The organism is Enterococcus xiangfangensis (assembly GCF_005405365.1).
In the GTDB taxonomy this organism is placed as follows: domain Bacteria; phylum Bacillota; class Bacilli; order Lactobacillales; family Enterococcaceae; genus Enterococcus_A; species Enterococcus_A xiangfangensis.
On the sequence record NZ_BJDX01000001.1, the window covers coordinates 261,091 to 278,304 of the forward strand.

Consider the following 17,214-nt stretch of genomic DNA (forward strand, 5'->3'; position numbering starts at 1 on the left):
AACGCTCCTCGTTTTCCACTGATTCTGAGTTGCTTTTTAGACAGGTCATTCCTTTGTTAAAAAAATCCAATAAAAAAGATTCGGCAGCTGCCGAATCTTTTTTAATATTTATGTTGCTCTTCTTTTACCGGACAACTGCTATTGCAGTCTTCACAAGAGCTGCCGTTTTTAATTCGCCGATAAACGATTACTCCAGCACTGCCAAAGATTAAGATACTCAATACTATAGTTGCCATTCTTTCACCTCTTTGATCTCTTCAATCGTAATTGTCGTCGTTTGTTTGACAGGTTTTCTCACAACAAAATAAATCATAGTAAATAAAACTGCCGCCGCCAAAATCAAGCCAATTCCGATTTCGCCATTTTCAAAAATCACATGACCAACTTGATATACAACAAAACTTACCGCATAAGCAAGGCCGCATTGATACCCAATCGCGCGCCAAGTCCATTTGGCATCGCCCATTTCACGATGGATTGCTCCAATCGCTGCAAAGCAAGGGGCACACAATAAGTTAAAGACTAAAAATGAATACCCGGCCACTGGTGTGTACGCCATCTGCAACGATTTCCAGATTTCGACACCATCTTCTGCCACCGCCGCATGACGATACAAAATCCCAAAAGTCCCGATTACATTTTCTTTAGCGATCAATCCTGTGATCGCAGCAACTGTCCCGCGCCAATCACCCCAGCCTAACGGTGCAAACAACGGAGCAATCAAACCGCCTAATGCAGCTAAAATACTCTCATTTTCATTTACCATTTGCAGTGTGAAGTTGTAATTAGAAATAAACCAAATCACAATACTAGAAATAAAAATGACCGTTCCAGCACGTTTGACAAAAGATTTGCTGTGATCATAAGTATAACGTAGTGTGTTGCTGATTCTTGGCAGATGGTACAACAGAAGTTCCATGATAAACGGAGTCGGGTCCCCTGCAAAGAGTCGTGTTTTCTTTAACGCGATTCCAGATAAAACGATTGCTCCCATTCCGACAAAGTAGGCAGAAGGCGCTACCCAACTGCTATTAGGAAAGAAGGCGCCAGCAATCAATGCAATGATCGGCAGTTTTGCCGAACAAGGCATGAACGTTGTCAACATTACTGTCATTCGGCGATCTTTTTCGTTTTCGATTGTTCTACTAGCCATTACTCCCGGGACTCCACAACCTGTAGCAATCAACATGGGAATGAATGATTTTCCTGACAATCCAAATTTACGGAAGATTCGATCCATAACAAACGCAATTCGCGACATGTAGCCGCAGTCTTCTAAAAGCGCCAAGCACAAGAACAGCACGATTAATTGCGGCAGAAAACCTAAAACAGCGCCGACACCGGCAAGAATTCCATCTAAAATCAAGTTTTGCATCCAACCAGCCACAGCCCACGATTGCAACGTCGAACGGACAAAATTCGGTACGATCTCGCCGAATAAATTATCATTGATCCAGTCTGTCCCCATCGTGCCGATAGTTTGAATCGCGATATAATAAATCAGCCACATGACTAGCGCAAAAATCGGCAGCGCCAAGAAACGATTAGTCACGATGTGGTCGACCTTATCTGAAATCGATAATTTAAATTGATCTTCATCAACAACACATAAAGTTTTTAGATCCGTAATAAAATTATACCGTTCATTGATCACTAAACTTTCAGCATCTTCACCAAAGATTTTTTCCGTGATCTTTATGATTTCTTGCAAGTCTTTTTGTTGGATCGTACTCAAATTCAAATCTTGCTGCGCCCGTTCATCTCGTTCAAATAGTTTCAGGCTGTACCAGCGACTATATTTAGTCAGTACCGTACTGCCTAAAACCGTTTCGATTTCACTAAGAGCTGCTTCTAAACGCCGATCATAATGCGGAAAATTAATTTCCTCGACACCTTTTTTGACTAAATGCAACGCTTCACTGATTGCTTTATCCAATCCCCAATTTTTCAAGGCACTGATTCCAACAACCGGCGCACCCAAGGCATAAGCTAATTTTTCTAGATTGATTTGTTTTCCACTTTTTTTGATGACATCCATCATATTTACGGCAACGACTACGGGAATGCCTGTCTCAATCAGTTGCGTCGTCAAGTACAGATTGCGTTCAAGATTCGTGCCATCGATAACATTCACGATAACATTCGGCGTGCCTGAGAGCAGGTAATCTCGAGCCACCACTTCTTCTGGTGAATAAGGTGACAGTGAATAGATCCCCGGCAAATCATCAATAATCACTTCAGGATCTTTTTTATAAATCCCTTCTTTGCGTTCAACTGTGACCCCTGGCCAATTGCCGACAAATTGATTGGTGCCTGTTAAGACATTAAAGGTACTTGTTTTCCCGCTGTTCGGATTTCCTGCTAATGCAACATGGATCTTCGCCATCTACTCTACCTCCTTTGCTACAATCACCATTTCTGATTCACTCTTGCGTAAACTTAATTCATACCCACGTACTCGAAGCTCAATTGGATCACCCAAAGGCGCCAACTTGACGATTTTAATTGGTGTTCCTTTAGTCAATCCCATATCCATTAAGCGACGTTTGATTGAACCGCTTCCATGCACATTTACGATGACACCTTGTTCACCGACCCTAAGCTGATCCAACGAGACCCATGTCTGCTGGTCTTCCGTGAGTTCCTTCACAAATATCTTTTTTAATAAAGATTGAGACAATGCTAGCCGGGTATTGTGTAACAAAATAATTCCGTTGTCGCCAGAATGATTCACCACAGCGATTTTTGATCCTACGACCATTCCCAAATCTTGCAATCGATGCTTCAACTCATTTTCCAAAGTCATTTCATCGATTTGAACGACATGATTCAATGAGACATCTGCTAAAGTTGTCATATCTATCTCCATCCTACTAATTTTAGCTAATTAATAATGAGAATCTTTCTCACTAAGAATAGCTTCATTTGGCAGCAAAGTCAATCTATGGTCGGCAACTTTCACTTTCTTCTAAGCAAGTTGTTTGACAATCTTTACTTTTTTTGTTTTCTTCCCATAATTTAGTTATTAAAAAAAATTATCTTACGAATAAAAAACATCCGCCAACAGTTTTTCTTCTTTTGAAAAGGGATTTTTCTTTGTAGCCGTCTGTTTTCATTATTTTTGCAAAAACACAAAGAGTAGTGTATCTGTATTCACCTACCACAATATATAGTATTAAACGATTGACTTTTTCCCTACATCTTTTATACTGGTAATTGTAGAAATCAAGGGAGGTAGTCTTATGGTAAAAGTCTATTCTAAAAATAATTGTATGCAATGTAAAATGACCAAACGTTATTTAGCTGAAAATCAAATTTCCTTCGAAGAGGTCAATATCGACCACGAACCCGAAGCTTTAACCTTTTTAAAAGATCAAGGCTTCCAAAGTGTCCCAGTTATTTTCGGTGGACAACAAACCATCATTGGTTTTCGTCCCGATCAATTGAAAGCATTAGCCTAATTTGAAACTTTGCGGTCCCACGATTGCAAAGTTTTCTTCTTTTATAGCTAGAAAAAATGGAAAGATGTGATGAGATGAGTTTAAAAAATCTAGGTGACGTAACCTACTTCAAGTTGAACAACGAAATTAATCGTCCAGTGAATGGACAGATTCCATTAAATAAAGACAAAGAAGCCTTAGCTGCTTTTTTCAAAGAAAATGTTGAGCCGAACACTCGGACCTTTTCTTCTGTCCAAGAAAAAATCGACTATTTAATAGAAGAAGACTTTTTGGAAACAGCATTTATTGCGAAATATACCCCAGCTTTTATTGAAAAACTCTTTGCTTATTTGGCTGAACAGCACTTTACGTTCAAATCATTTATGGCAGCTTATAAATTTTATTCCCAGTATGCATTGAAAAATAATGCGGGAACCGAATATTTAGAAAGCTATGAAGACCGCGTGGCTTTTAATGCTTTGTATTTTGCTGATGGAGATGAAAACTTAGCCTTGGCTTTAGCGGATGAAATGATCCATCAGCGTTATCAACCGGCTACTCCGTCTTTCTTGAATGCAGGACGCAAACGCCGTGGTGAATTGGTCTCTTGTTTCTTGATCCAAGTAACTGATGACATGAACAGTATCGGCCGTTCCATCAATTCAGCGCTGCAATTATCTCGGATTGGCGGCGGCGTTGGGATCAATCTGTCGAATTTGCGTGAAGCGGGTTCACCGATCAAAGGATTTGACGGCGCGGCAAGCGGTGTCGTTCCTGTCATGAAATTATTCGAAGACAGCTTTTCATATTCTAATCAATTGGGTCAGCGTCAAGGTGCCGGTGTCGTTTATTTAGATGTCTTCCATCCTGACATCGAGATGTTCTTGTCAGCCAAAAAAGAAAATGCGGATGAAAAAATCCGTGTGAAAACTCTTTCTCTTGGTGTGACTGTTCCTGATAAGTTTTATGAATTGGCTCGCAAAAATGAAGACATGTATTTATTTAGTCCTTATGGCATCGAGCGTGAATATGGCGTACCGTATTCTTATGTAGATATCACAAAAGAATATGACAATTTAGTTGCCAATCCGAATATTCGCAAGAAAAAGATTCGTGCTCGTGATTTAGAAAATGAACTTTCTAAACTACAGCAAGAATCTGGTTACCCTTATATCATCAATATCGATACCGCAAATCGGACGAGTCCAATCGACGGCAAGATCGTTATGAGCAATTTGTGTTCTGAAATCTTACAAGTTCAGACGCCTTCTGTTATCAATGGCCGCCAAGAATATGATGTGTTGGGCACCGATATTTCCTGCAATCTCGGATCAACCAATATCGTTAATTTAATGGAGAGTCCTGATTTCGGTCAATCTGTTCGGACAATGGTTCGCGCGTTGACTTTTGTGACGGATGAATCAGATATCGAAGTCGTTCCTTCGATTCAAAACGGCAATAAATTAAATCATACGATTGGCTTAGGTGCTATGGGCTTGCATAGTTTCTTTGCTAAACACTTAATGGCTTACGGATCAGAAGAATCAATCGATTTTACTAATATTTATTTCACTTTGCTAAACTATTGGACTTTGCTAGAAAGCAACGAACTAGCCAAAGAACGCAAAACGGTTTTCCATAACTTTGAAAAATCAACCTATGCGGATGGTTCTTATTTTGATAAATACACAACTGGCGAATTTTTCCCAAAAACAGACAAAGTCAAAGAAATCTTCAAAGATATCTTTGTACCGACGGCTGCTGATTGGCAAGCACTTAAAGCCGCTGTCCAAAAAGACGGCTTGTATCATCAAAACCGTTTAGCGGTTGCTCCAAACGGTTCGATTTCTTATATCAACGATACTAGCGCCAGCTTGCATCCAATCACTCGTTTGATCGAAGAGCGCCAAGAAAAGAAAATCGGCAAGATCTATTATCCAGCGCCTTATTTAAACAATGAGACTCTGCCTTACTATACGTCTGCTTATGATATGGATATGCGCAAAGTGATTGACGTTTACGCCACTGCGCAGCAACATATTGATCAAGGAATGAGTTTGACCTTGTTCATGCGTTCTGAGATTCCTGACGGCTTGTACGAATGGAAAACTGAAAGCAAACAAACAACACGTGATTTGAATATTTTGCGCAACTATGCCTTTTACAAAGGCTGCAAATCGATTTACTACGTCCGGACCTTTACCGATGACGCTGAAGAGATCGGTTCAAATCAATGTGAGAGCTGCGTGATTTAATAATCACTTCCCGCTTGAGTATATCTTGCAGGTAATTAAACGAGTTATAGGAGGAATACACATGGCAGAAACTTATTATGAAGCCATTAACTGGAATGAGATCGAAGACATCATCGATAAATCAACATGGGAAAAATTAACCGAGCAATTTTGGTTGGATACACGGATCCCGCTATCAAATGATTTAGATGATTGGCGGACTCTTTCTGAGCTTGAAAAAACGACCGTCGGCTACGTCTTTGGCGGATTAACTTTATTGGATACCGTCCAGTCTGAAAGCGGGATGGATCAGCTGCGCAAGGATGTTCGGACTCCCCATGAAGAAGCTGTTTTAAACAATATTCAATTCATGGAATCGGTTCATGCCAAGAGCTATTCATCCATCTTCAGTACGTTGAATACAAAAGCCGAAATCGATGATATTTTTAAATGGACCAATACGAATCAATACTTGCAGAAAAAAGCGGAACGAATCAATGAGATTTATAAAAACGGTACGCCGCTTGAAAAGAAAATTGCTAGTGTCTTCTTAGAAACATTTTTGTTTTACTCCGGTTTTTATACGCCGTTGTATTATTTAGGCAACAATAAACTTGCCAACGTCGCAGAGATCATCAAATTGATCATTCGTGACGAATCCGTTCATGGAACGTACATCGGTTACAAATTCCAGCTTGGCTATAATGAATTGCCAGAAGCAGAACAAGAACGCTTGAAAGAATGGATGTACGATTTATTATATGAATTGTACGAAAATGAAGAACATTATACTGAAGAATTGTATGATAGCATCGGTTGGAGTGACGAAGTAAAAACTTTCTTGCGCTACAATGCCAATAAAGCGTTGATGAATCTTGGGATGGATCCATTGTTCCCGGATACCGCAGACGATGTCAATCCAATCGTTATGAATGGTATTTCTACCGGAACCAGCAACCATGACTTCTTCTCGCAAGTCGGCAACGGCTATCTGCTTGGGCACGTTGAAGCAATGACAGATGATGATTATTTAATTGGTTTAGACTAAAAAAAGGTTGTGACATTTTGTCACAACCTTTTTAAATATTGATCATTCGTAATTTGGTAATATTTTTATACATCGACAAATCTTCGATCACATCCGTGTAGTTCATTCCCCGCGGCATATCAATTGTATAGACATTTGTATAAATTCGGTAATCATCCATAAAATCGACATCGAAGTCGACATCTTCCACTTCGATCTTTTTACTTTCGAAGTAGTTCATAATAAATTCTTTGGTCGCTTCGCGATGAATATAACGAATCTCAAGTTTTTTGCTGGCATTAATCCGAACGATTCGTTTTACTACCGTCAGTGCCAAGATGATCCCGACAAAACTGCAGACAGCGATCGTATAATACCCCATCCCGATTGCAATTCCCAATCCGGCACCAGCCCAAATCGAAGCGGCAGTTGTCAACCCTTTGACGGATCGATTGCTGACCATGATTGTTCCTGCACCAAGAAAACCGATCCCGCTAACTACTTGTGCGATCAAACGAGCTTCATCCGCACGGACGACGCCGATATATTTCGGATTGGCTGCTGCATATTGCAGTGCTTGATCAGCGATCTCAACTTGGATCAAAGCAATGATCGCCGCACCCATACATACTAGAATATGTGTACGGATCCCTGCCGGACGGTTTTTGTATTCTCGTTCCATCCCAATCGCACCGCCCATAACCATGGCTAAAAACAATCGCAACATGATTTCATAAACTGATAATTTCAGATCCATTTGAGCATCGTCTCCTAGTTTGTATTATTGTCTTGCGATCCAATTTATAAAAATAACTAAACTCGCCGCATATTCCTCTTCCAGTATAGCATGCTCTAGCAAAAAAGAATTCGCTCAGCCTTGTAACAGCTCTAATTCTTCATCAGTCAACGGCCGGTAAGCGCCTTTAGCTAAACTTTCAGGTAAAACTAGTTCCCCCATTCGGATCCGTTTCAAATAACTCACTTCTTTGCCGCAGGCTTTGACCATCCGCTTCACTTGATGAAATTTTCCTTCATGCAAAATAATTCGAACTTTTGACGCCTCTTCAGTCGTTTCATCGATTAATAATTTTGCTGGCAAGGTCACCCCACCGTCTAGCGTGATTCCTTCGACAAAACGCTGCTGATCGGCTTTTGTCATGACACCATTGATCTCAGCGTAATATTCTTTTGCCACGTGTTTTTTTGGCGACAATAATTCATGAGCCAGCTTGCCGTCATTAGTGATTAGCAATAAGCCTTCTGTGTCTTTATCTAATCGTCCTACCGGAAAAAGATCGCTGCGATAATCAGTCGCCGAAAATAAATCGATGACCGTTTTGTCTCGCGAATCTTCGGTTGCACTGACTACGCCCGCCGGTTTGTGTAACAAATAATAGTAAAACTCTTGATAATGCAAGACTTCCCCTTGAAAAGCGATCAGATCTTTTAACGGATCGACTTGCCGTTTATCCGATTTTTCATTCTCCTGATTGACAGTTATTTTTCCTTGCTTGATCAGTTGTTTGACTTCTTTGCGACTTCCTAACCCTGCTTCTGCTAAAAATTTATCTAAACGCATACTATCCTCCGCAAAACTTTTCTATTTTTCACTATAGCTAAAGAGAGGACAAGAAGCAAGTTGGATTGGTTCAAACTATTGCCGCGCCTTTAATCAAAAAAAAGTACCGAGGAAATAATCCTCGGTACAAAACTTATTATAATTTGCTTGCTGCGTCTTCGTCGATGATAACTGTTACGTCTGCATGATTTTGCAAAACGCTTGCTGGTACATCCGTTGTTACGGAGCCATTGATCATATTTTTGATCGCATCGGCTTTGTCTGTACCAAAAGCCATCAATAAGATACTTTTGCTTTGCATGATTGATCCGATTCCCATTGATAACGCATGAGTCGGAACATCTTCAACTTTATCGAAATTGCGTTTGTTAGCTTCAATCGTTGATTCTGTTAATTCAACGACGTGAGTGGTTACATCAAAAGGTGTTCCTGGTTCATTGAAGCCGATGTGAGCGTTGCGGCCGATTCCTAATACTTGCAAGTCGATCGGATGATCAGCGATCACGCCATCGTATCGTTTGCATTCCGCAGCTAGGTCTTCTGCTTTCCCATTAGGCACGAATGTTTCTTTAAATGGTTTTTTATTGAATAATTGATCATTCATGAAGTAACGGTAGCTTTGAACATCATCGCCGGATAAACCAACGTATTCATCTAAGTTTACAGAGGTCATTTCAGAAAAATCTAACTCACTAGTTGTCATTTCTTGATATAAAGTTTCAGGAGTGCTGCCTGTTGCTAGTCCTAATACTTTTACGCCGTTTTCCATTCCATTTTTGATGATTTCAAATGCTTTTTTTCCGCCTTCGTTGGCATCTTTCACGCGAATTACTTTCATGGGTAAACGCTCCTTTATCAATTTGGTATACACCAATCCTACCATCATTCAGTCAACTTTTCAATAAAAAAGTCTAGACCAAAAAATTAATTTTTTATCATTCTTCAACTTCAATTTTACAATCAGTCGAAAAATACTTCTTTTGCGGCTCCCTCTGCTAATACAAAAAAACTCCAGCTAAGAATTTTCTCTGCTGGAGTTTTAAAATTAGGCTTGATAGTTTGCAGCAATTTCTGCGATCAATGCCTCATCTTTTAAGGCAGTTACTTGTTGGATAACTTCGGTAACAGTTTTTTCTTTTAATAAACCTTGCAATTCCACACTTTGTTCATCGTTTGGATCATCATATTTCAAGATCATCCCTACAACATCAACTAGATTATCATAGGCTAGATCACGCTCTTTTAATTCACGAATCGGACGAATAAAGCGTTCATCAAAACCTAGTTTGCGGATCGGCGTCCGTGCAACCCGGCTGATACTGTCTGAGATGTATTTATTTTCAAAACGGCTGACGATTTTATCAATATAAGCAAAATGTTTCTCTTTGTCAAAATTCCATTTATTAATCAACAAGCTGCCAGTTTCGCCAAGGACTGCCCGTAATTTGGCTAAGACTACTTCATCAGCGATTGCTTCATCGATCGTTTCATAGCCTTTATATGCCCCAGTATAAGCAACTGTTGCATGACCAGTATTGACTGAAAATAGTTTCCGCTCGATATAAGGTTCTAGATTTTCTACATACTCGACATCCGTTAAGCGCAAGTCTTTGTTTTTGCTTTGAGTGGCATCGATGACCCATTCACTGAAAGGTTCAACTGAAACAAATAACGGATCGTCATGATGTTGGATCGGTACAATTCGGTCAACTGCCGCATTAGGAAAGCCAACATATTGTTCCACATATGCTAGATCTTCAGCAGATAGGAACGCTTGGACCTTTTCAAATAAAAATTGACTGCCGCCGATCATGTTCTCGCAAGCTACGACGTCTAAAGCAGCCGTGTTGCCTTCACTGCGACGTTTCTGGATTCCTTTAGCGATCAATTCTGCGATAAACGGCAAAATGTTTGGACCAATCGCTGTCGTTACGATATCTGCTTTGCTGACTGAGTTGATTACTGCATCCGGATCCGTTTGATTATTCAGACCATCGACATTTGAGACATGAATCTCTTTTTGACTTTCATCTGCTAACTGAATCGTATATTCGTTGCGTTCATTCAACGCATTGATGATTGTTTCGTTAATATCGACAAAATCGATTGAAAAACCATTCTTCGCTAAAATTTCTCCGATAAATCCGCGGCCAATATTTCCTGCACCAAAATGTGTTGCTTGCATCTTATTCTACCTCCTGAAGATAGCTGATAACTTCTTCTTTTGTTTTTGCATCTGCTAATTTTACTACATTTTCAACATCTGAACAAAAGATCGCAATCTTTTGCAAAATATCCAAATGCTCATTTCCAATCCCAGCGATACCAAATAGGACCATCGCTACATCTTCTGTATCCTCTTTGCCAAATTGAACACCCGTTGGCACTTGGATGACTGAAATACCGCTTTTTTTCACGTATTTTTTGGCTTCATCGGTTCCGTGAGGAATTGCGATAAAGTTTCCCATATAAACAGAAACCAGCTTGTTTCTTTCGATCATCGCATCGACGTACTCTTCTTCGACACAACCTGCCTCGACTAACAGCTGTCCGCATGCACGAATCGCATCTTCCTTATTCGTGTATTCTTGGTCTAATAAAATCATTTCTGGATTTAATTCCATTTTATTTTCCTCCCGATCTTTTTGCTAAACTCGCTTTAATTTTCCCGAATTTCTTTAACGAACAGCGAACTCAATAATTGGTAAATGATTTCCTTGTTGCCAAATTTATAAATTTCTGTGTTCAGGTCACTTTCGATCACCGAACTGCTGATTTTTCCTAAAAGATTTTGCTGACTCTCCGGCATTGGATCCGGTGCTAATAGTAACAATACTCGTGTCAATTCGATGCTTTTTTTGTCCATCCCTTGGATCAAAAACTGCTGATCCAAGTCATAGATTGTAAATAAGGGTTCTTTAATATGCGCATCTGCACAGTGGAACAAAGCAAAATTGGTTTTTGGGATCCCGATTGGTGCGACCAAATATCGTTTGATTACTCGATCAGTCACCTTCTGTCCATCGGAGACGATTACACCTTGCAACGGTTCAATGATTGCTGCTAATGTCTGCTCAATCGTTTCTTGCGCCTTCACTTGTTTCACATCAAAATTCTGCAATAAATGATTGGCGATCCGCATCGTTTCATAGATCTCGTCAAAAGCTTCACTTGGTTCTTTTTCTGGTTCAAGTGGATCATCATCGACCCGATCCGGATGCAGTGTTTGAATATAGTCTTTGATTTCTTTGATCTCATCTTCTAACAATAAAGGTGAGATCACTTTGTACGGCAAGTGGAAACCTGGTAAAAAGACCGTTGCCAAAATCAAATCATAACTTTTATAATCCAGTTGGTTCAACTCAGAAATCTTAGCGACCTGGATTTTTTTGATTTCATCCAAATATTTATGGAGCCGACTTTCTAAAATTCGTGCTGTTCCAATACCGCTGGAGCAGACTACTAAAGCAGAAAGGACACGGCTGCTAGGATGCCGTTCTAACGATGTCGCAAAATGAATCACGACATAGCCTAATTCATCAAATGTAAATGAATGATTTGGAAAAACGACCGCTAATTCTTGAATAATCGCTGTCGTCAGCGTTTGATATTTATCACGGATTTTTTGTAACAGTGGATTATCTGCTCCTTGATTGACTGTCAAATTCCGCTTCAGCGCTGCTGCCATATGAGCAGACAAATCATTGAAGAGTTGCTCATCTTTGCGAAAATCTGTTCCTGTTGCTTCAGAAACTAAGCGAATCAATTCTTTGATCTTGTAGGACAATTCCACATCAAAACTATCGATGAAAATATTTTGTGGCTTTTTATAATTCACACCTTCCAATTGAAAGGCAAAGAAGCGAACTTCTTGTGGTGGAATCGACTTTTCAATGGTCATTGCTACCTGGATCATCACTTGACCAGCGATCTGCATACTATCAGGTTTGACTTGCGTCTCTTGTTCAATTTCGATGAACCGATCTTGTTTCATCCGATCAATCGATAATGCGAGTAAGATCAATACCCGTTGCAATTGATTGTCAGTCACCTGCTCAAAAACTTGCTGAGCGATTTTTTCGAAGATCGTTCGTGCTAGCAATAAACTCGCTGGACTCAATAATTTTAAAAAGAAATTGTTGGTCGTTGCTGCTTCAGGCAATGCATCGATAAATTGAAAAAAATCAAATTCACTGACACCATTGTAGATCAAGCTGCTCAATAATTGGCGGCGCTGTTTTTCATGACCAGCAATCTGGATACCGCGGCCTTTTAATCGCTGCAATTCTAACCGATAATCAATCAAACTTTTTTCAATAGTCGCCAAGTCAGAGGTAATCGTCGCTTGACTGACTTTAAAATCAATCGCCAACCCTTCGATCGTCTCTTCTTCGTCTAGCAACAATAAGGAACAAACGATTGCGCTTTGGCGCTGAACATTATCAGTAAATAATTCGGCTTGTTTTTCGCCAAGTTGTTGTTGCAAACGTTCCAGATTCACTGTTTCACCTACGATGCGATACCCTTCGCCCCGTGGTTTGATGATCTGAATGTCTTGTGACTTGATCGTTTTTTCAATACTTGAGATTTCACGATAAACGGTCCGCTTGCTGACTTGTAAAATATCTTGCAATTCCTCCGATGTAATACCGTTGGGATAATCTAATAAAAGGGAAAGGATCTTTTTTTCCCGAATCGAAAAATACACAATGTCTCCTCCAATAATGTCAAAAGGATAAAAGCAGTGAGAATCCTCACTGCTTTAAGAGTAATACGATTCTGTAAAAAAGACTACTTATTTCTTTAAGTTTTGAATGACTTTGTCATATTTTTCCGAAGCAACTAAATCGGTCAATAGTACATGCGTCGCGCTTGGAGCTTGTTGTTCAGCCTTGATTGTTTCATCTTGTGTCGTAATGATCAACGCAGTTGTTTCATCTTGCAATGCACTGATCGGAACAACAGTCACTGGATAGTTCAAGCCATTTTCTTTCAATAATTTCTTCAAAGTCACAGCTCCCATGTTAGCAGAGCCCTTCACTTGATCGTAGCCAAAAATAATGTGATCGATTTTTGAATAATCGGCTAATCCTTGAACGACGTCATCTGTTAGTGGTTTTTGTTTCGGATCATTGACAACAGGTTCTGCAGTTAAGGTTTCTACGATTTCATCATAACGCGGTGAATTCATGAAGTTTTCTACTTGAACGAATGTCGCACTTGGTGCTTTCTGTGCAGCACGTTCATGCAATTCTTCTTGGGTAACGATTAAAGCATTTGGATCGTCCGTTAAGTTATTGATTGCTGAATTAGAAACTGGTAATGTTAAACCGGCTTTTTTCACTTTGTCTCGTAAAACCGATGCGCCCATCGCACTCGAACCCATCCCAGCGTCACAAGCAAAAATAATTTTATTTACGTTGCCGAATGTTTCTTGATTATCAGCTTTTATTGCGCTTTGACCTTTACTTTGTGCTTTAGCGTCAGCAACTGCTGCTTGCGTTGCCGCCAAATCGTCGTCTTCGCTACTGTCAGATTTAATAATGATCATTGCAACTAAGAATGAGACCACACATCCAACGATGATCCCCGCTAAGTTGGCAACGATGCTTTCTGGTGGTGTCATCGCCATGATTGCGATGATCGAACCAGGTGAAGCTGCAGCTCGTAAACCAGCACCTAATAATTGGAAAGTAAATGTTCCTGCTACCCCACCTGCCATAACAGCTAGGAATAAAAGAGGTTTCATCATTACGTATGGGAAATAGATTTCATGGATCCCACCTAAGAATTGGATAATGATCGCGCCTGGTGCAGTAGATTTTGCTGCTCCTTTACCAAACAACGTAAAGGCAAGCAAGATTCCTAAACCTGGTCCAGGGTTAGCTTCTAATAAGAACAAGATCGATTTTCCAGTTTCTGCCGCTTGTTCAATCCCAAGCGGAGTCAAGATTCCGTGATTAATTGCATTATTCAAAAATAAAATTTTAGCTGGTTCAATGAAGATATTTGCTAATGGCAATAGATGCATATTGATAATTGATTCAACACCAGATGCCATTAAATTCGTTAGTGATTCAACAACTGGTCCAATCGCATAAAATCCGACGACTGCTAATGCAAAACCAATCAATCCAGAAGAAAAGTTATTGACCAGCATCTCAAAACCGGCTTTGATTTTTTCTTGGAAAGCGTCATCAAATTTCTTGATACACCAGCCACCTAGAGGACCCATGATCATCGCACCGATAAACATCGGAACATCTGAACCGACGATCACCCCTGTTGCAGCGATCGCACCAACTACTGCTCCCCGTTGGCCATGCACCATGTTCCCGCCTGTATAAGCAATCAATAATGGCAATAAGTAAGACAGCATTGGACCGACCAATGTGGCAAGTTTTTCATTTGGGAAATAACCCGCTTCAATAAAAAGTGCGGTGATTACACCCCAAGCGATGAACGCTCCGATGTTGGGCATCACCATTCCCGACAAGTGACTACCTAGTCGTTGGACTTTGGCTTTTAATCCACTTTTCTGTCCAGCATTTTCCATGTTTATTTCCTCCTCGATATAAAATGATTTCGTTTACATTTTTATCATACCTTGTTGCTAATCCGCTTTCAATTAATTGTAACTAGAGCTTTGGCACAGAAGTTTGTGCCAAAATTAAAAAGCCGTTCATCTTGAAGATAAACGACTTTTTTTTATTTATTCAGCTTATTACGAACACCGCGTTTGATAATATCGAAAAATCCTAGTGATTGCACCATATGATTTGGATCGACATATTCCCGAATCGCCCGCAAAACTTTTTTAGGTTCTTTTGACGCAAATGAATACGTGCCATTTTTTTTCGTTTGGATTGCATAACGCGGAATCCATTTTCCTTTGAAAACCACAGAAGCGATCACGTAATCGACTTCTTCCCACGGGATTTGAACGAATTTGCGTGCATCCCGATTGTTGAAAAACTCGAATCCATTGTCGCCAATCATGATTTTTCCGTAATCAGCGATTCCTAAATACGAGGTAGCATCGATTGTCAAATCGATCTTTGTATTGATTGACTGAACCATTAGACCTACTCCATTTCCATATATGTATCTGTTTTTCATTATACTTATTTTTCGCTTATTTAGCAAAAAAATGCCCGGGCAAGCCCGAGCATTTTACTGGTTGTTTTTCTTACATTACGCCTAATACGTGTAAGCCAACACCGACTACAAACAAGCCAAGAATGATAACGATTGGAGAAACTTTTTTCTTCAATAACCACATGCAAAGCAATGTCAATAGTAATGCAGCAAGACCAGGAATCAATTGATTCAAGTTGTCTTGTAACGTAGTAACTTTGTTGCTGTCTAATGCAAGACCTGAAGATTGTTGTGTTAATGCTTCTTTGATTCCTTGAGCACCAGCAGGTAATTTATCCCATTCGATATAAGCACCTTCGTCTAGTTTAACAGTAGAAACAACTGGCGTAAACTTCACGTTTACCCAACGTTGTACTAGAGCACCTAGAACGAACATCCCTAGAATAGATGCACCTTTAGTAACTTTTTGTAACAAACCACCTGAAAGGTCATCAGTAATTTTAGAACCAGCACGGTAGCCGAATTCTTGTGTATACCACATAAATGCCCAACGGATAATGTTCCAAGCAAGGAAGAAGATGATTGGGCCAATGATGTTTCCAGCTAAAGCTAGAGAAGCACCTAGAGCACCTAACATCGGACGAACAGTAAACCAGAAGACTGGGTCACCAACACCGGCTAGAGGTCCCATCATACCGACCTTAACCCCTTGGATCGCTACGTCATCAACTGGTGCGCCATTGGCACGTTCTTCTTCAAGTGCTAATGTAACCCCAAGAATCGGTGAAGCGATATATGGGTGAGTATTAAAGAATTCCAAGTGACGTTGCATTGCCAACGTACGGTCTTCTTTAGTTTTGTATAATTTTTTGATCGCTGGCATCATTGCGTAACACCAACCACCATTTTGCATACGTTCATAGTTCCAAGAACCTTGAATGAAGGTAGAACGCCATGCAACGGCTAAACGATCTTTTTTCGTTAATTCGATTTTTTCTGCCATTTTATTTCTCCTCCTTCAAGATTAATAATCATTCAAAATGTCGCCTAGCGGATCACCAGTATTGCCTCCGCCGCCATTAGATGAACCGCCAGAACTTTCTTGCAGGTTCAAGTAAATCAAAGCGAATGCAACTGCGATAACACCAAGTGCGATCAAAGTTAATTCAGAAATAGCTGCGATAGCAAAACCAATTGCGAAGAATGGCCATACTTCTTTTGTAGCCATCATGTTGATAACCATTGCATAACCAACGGCAACAACCATACCACCACCGATTGCCATACCATCTGTTAACCATGCAGGCATTGATTCTAAGAATCCACGCACAGTGTCAGCTGGGATGACTAATAATGCAGCAGCTGGGATTGCGATACGAACACCTTGCATACATACAGCAATGATGTGCCACATTTCAACTTTACCCATTTCACCTTTTTCAGCAGCAGCATCCATAAAGTGAACGATTGGTACAGCTAAAGTACGAACGATCATTGTTAAGAACAAGCCGGCAACAGCTAGAGGAACAGCGATTGCGATAGCTGAAGAAACACCTTTAACTCCTTGACCACCTAAAACTAAAATAATTGCAGATGCAACAGATGCCAACGCAGCATCCGGTGCTACAGCAGCCCCGATGTTTGCCCAACCTAAGGCGATCATTTGAAGTGAGCCGCCAAGGACGATCCCAGCTTCTAAATTACCGGTTACTAAACCAATTAATGTACATGCTACTAGCGGTTGGTGGAATTGGAATTCATCCAAGATCCCTTCCATACCTGCTAGAAAGGCAACGATTACTACTAATACCATTGAAATACCAGACATTATAAGCC

General features: G+C 40.2%; 16 protein-coding genes. 3 read left to right on the top strand and 13 right to left on the bottom strand.

The window, feature by feature from the left end; genetic code table 11:
* Positions 1-101: 101 nt before the first annotated feature.
* The 3 genes from FFM68_RS01325 to FFM68_RS01335 are packed head-to-tail and all read right to left on the bottom strand — an operon-like array spanning position 102 to position 2,857.
* The gene (locus FFM68_RS01325; RefSeq protein WP_137617644.1) at positions 102-236 is read right to left on the bottom strand and encodes a FeoB-associated Cys-rich membrane protein; all 135 of its coding nucleotides are present in this window, start codon (positions 234-236) and stop codon (positions 102-104) included.
* Complete coding sequence (gene feoB / locus FFM68_RS01330) at positions 224-2,386, bottom strand: ferrous iron transport protein B (protein ID WP_137617645.1); 2,163 nt, start codon at positions 2,384-2,386, stop codon at positions 224-226. The genes FFM68_RS01325 and feoB overlap by 13 nt, the downstream gene beginning before the upstream one ends.
* Positions 2,387-2,857 (bottom strand): FeoA family protein, encoded by a 471-nt coding sequence (locus tag FFM68_RS01335; protein ID WP_137617646.1) that lies wholly within the window; start codon positions 2,855-2,857, stop codon positions 2,387-2,389.
* Positions 2,858-3,242: 385 nt separating this feature from the next.
* On the opposite strand from FFM68_RS01335, the gene nrdH reads away from it, so the two are divergent.
* The 3 genes from nrdH to nrdF all read left to right on the top strand — a co-directional run bounded on the left by nrdH (position 3,243) and on the right by nrdF (position 6,722).
* Positions 3,243-3,461, top strand: coding sequence for a glutaredoxin-like protein NrdH (nrdH, locus tag FFM68_RS01340; protein WP_137609602.1), 219 nt, complete (start codon positions 3,243-3,245; stop codon positions 3,459-3,461).
* A gap of 74 nt (positions 3,462-3,535) precedes the next feature.
* The gene (gene nrdE / locus FFM68_RS01345; protein ID WP_137617783.1) at positions 3,536-5,695 is read left to right on the top strand and encodes a class 1b ribonucleoside-diphosphate reductase subunit alpha; all 2,160 of its coding nucleotides are present in this window, start codon (positions 3,536-3,538) and stop codon (positions 5,693-5,695) included.
* A 61-nt stretch (positions 5,696-5,756) separates the two neighbouring features.
* Entirely contained in the window at positions 5,757-6,722 is a 966-nt protein-coding gene (gene nrdF / locus FFM68_RS01350) for a class 1b ribonucleoside-diphosphate reductase subunit beta (protein WP_137617647.1), read from the top strand.
* A gap of 31 nt (positions 6,723-6,753) precedes the next feature.
* Here nrdF and FFM68_RS01355 read toward each other — a convergent pair whose 3' ends face one another.
* The 10 genes from FFM68_RS01355 to FFM68_RS01400 all read right to left on the bottom strand — a co-directional run bounded on the left by FFM68_RS01355 (position 6,754) and on the right by FFM68_RS01400 (position 17,206).
* Positions 6,754-7,458 carry an MgtC/SapB family protein gene (locus FFM68_RS01355; RefSeq protein WP_137609605.1) on the bottom strand — a complete coding sequence of 235 codons (705 nt, stop codon included), beginning with the start codon at positions 7,456-7,458 and terminating at the stop codon, positions 6,754-6,756.
* A gap of 114 nt (positions 7,459-7,572) precedes the next feature.
* Positions 7,573-8,280: a pseudouridine synthase gene (locus FFM68_RS01360; protein ID WP_137617648.1), complete on the bottom strand. Its 708-nt coding sequence runs from the start codon at positions 8,278-8,280 to the stop codon at positions 7,573-7,575.
* A 136-nt stretch (positions 8,281-8,416) separates the two neighbouring features.
* Positions 8,417-9,118, bottom strand: a complete 702-nt coding sequence (gene nagB / locus FFM68_RS01365; protein ID WP_137617649.1) for a glucosamine-6-phosphate deaminase — start codon at positions 9,116-9,118, stop codon at positions 8,417-8,419.
* A gap of 207 nt (positions 9,119-9,325) precedes the next feature.
* Positions 9,326-10,465, bottom strand: coding sequence for a mannitol-1-phosphate 5-dehydrogenase (locus FFM68_RS01370; RefSeq protein WP_137617650.1), 1,140 nt, complete (start codon positions 10,463-10,465; stop codon positions 9,326-9,328).
* 1 nt (position 10,466) lies between these two features.
* Entirely contained in the window at positions 10,467-10,904 is a 438-nt protein-coding gene (locus FFM68_RS01375) for a PTS mannitol transporter subunit IIA (protein WP_137617651.1), read from the bottom strand.
* Positions 10,905-10,939: 35 nt separating this feature from the next.
* Complete coding sequence (locus FFM68_RS01380) at positions 10,940-12,988, bottom strand: BglG family transcription antiterminator (RefSeq protein WP_137617652.1); 2,049 nt, start codon at positions 12,986-12,988, stop codon at positions 10,940-10,942.
* A gap of 87 nt (positions 12,989-13,075) precedes the next feature.
* Complete coding sequence (locus FFM68_RS01385; protein WP_137617653.1) at positions 13,076-14,836, bottom strand: PTS mannitol transporter subunit IIBC; 1,761 nt, start codon at positions 14,834-14,836, stop codon at positions 13,076-13,078.
* A gap of 152 nt (positions 14,837-14,988) precedes the next feature.
* On the bottom strand, positions 14,989-15,360 hold the full coding sequence (locus FFM68_RS01390; protein WP_137617654.1) for a DUF956 family protein: 372 nt from the start codon (positions 15,358-15,360) through the stop codon (positions 14,989-14,991).
* A 109-nt stretch (positions 15,361-15,469) separates the two neighbouring features.
* Positions 15,470-16,381 carry a PTS system mannose/fructose/sorbose family transporter subunit IID gene (locus FFM68_RS01395; protein ID WP_137617655.1) on the bottom strand — a complete coding sequence of 304 codons (912 nt, stop codon included), beginning with the start codon at positions 16,379-16,381 and terminating at the stop codon, positions 15,470-15,472.
* A 21-nt stretch (positions 16,382-16,402) separates the two neighbouring features.
* Positions 16,403-17,206, bottom strand: a complete 804-nt coding sequence (locus tag FFM68_RS01400; protein ID WP_137617656.1) for a PTS mannose/fructose/sorbose transporter subunit IIC — start codon at positions 17,204-17,206, stop codon at positions 16,403-16,405.
* Positions 17,207-17,214: the final 8 nt, after the last annotated feature.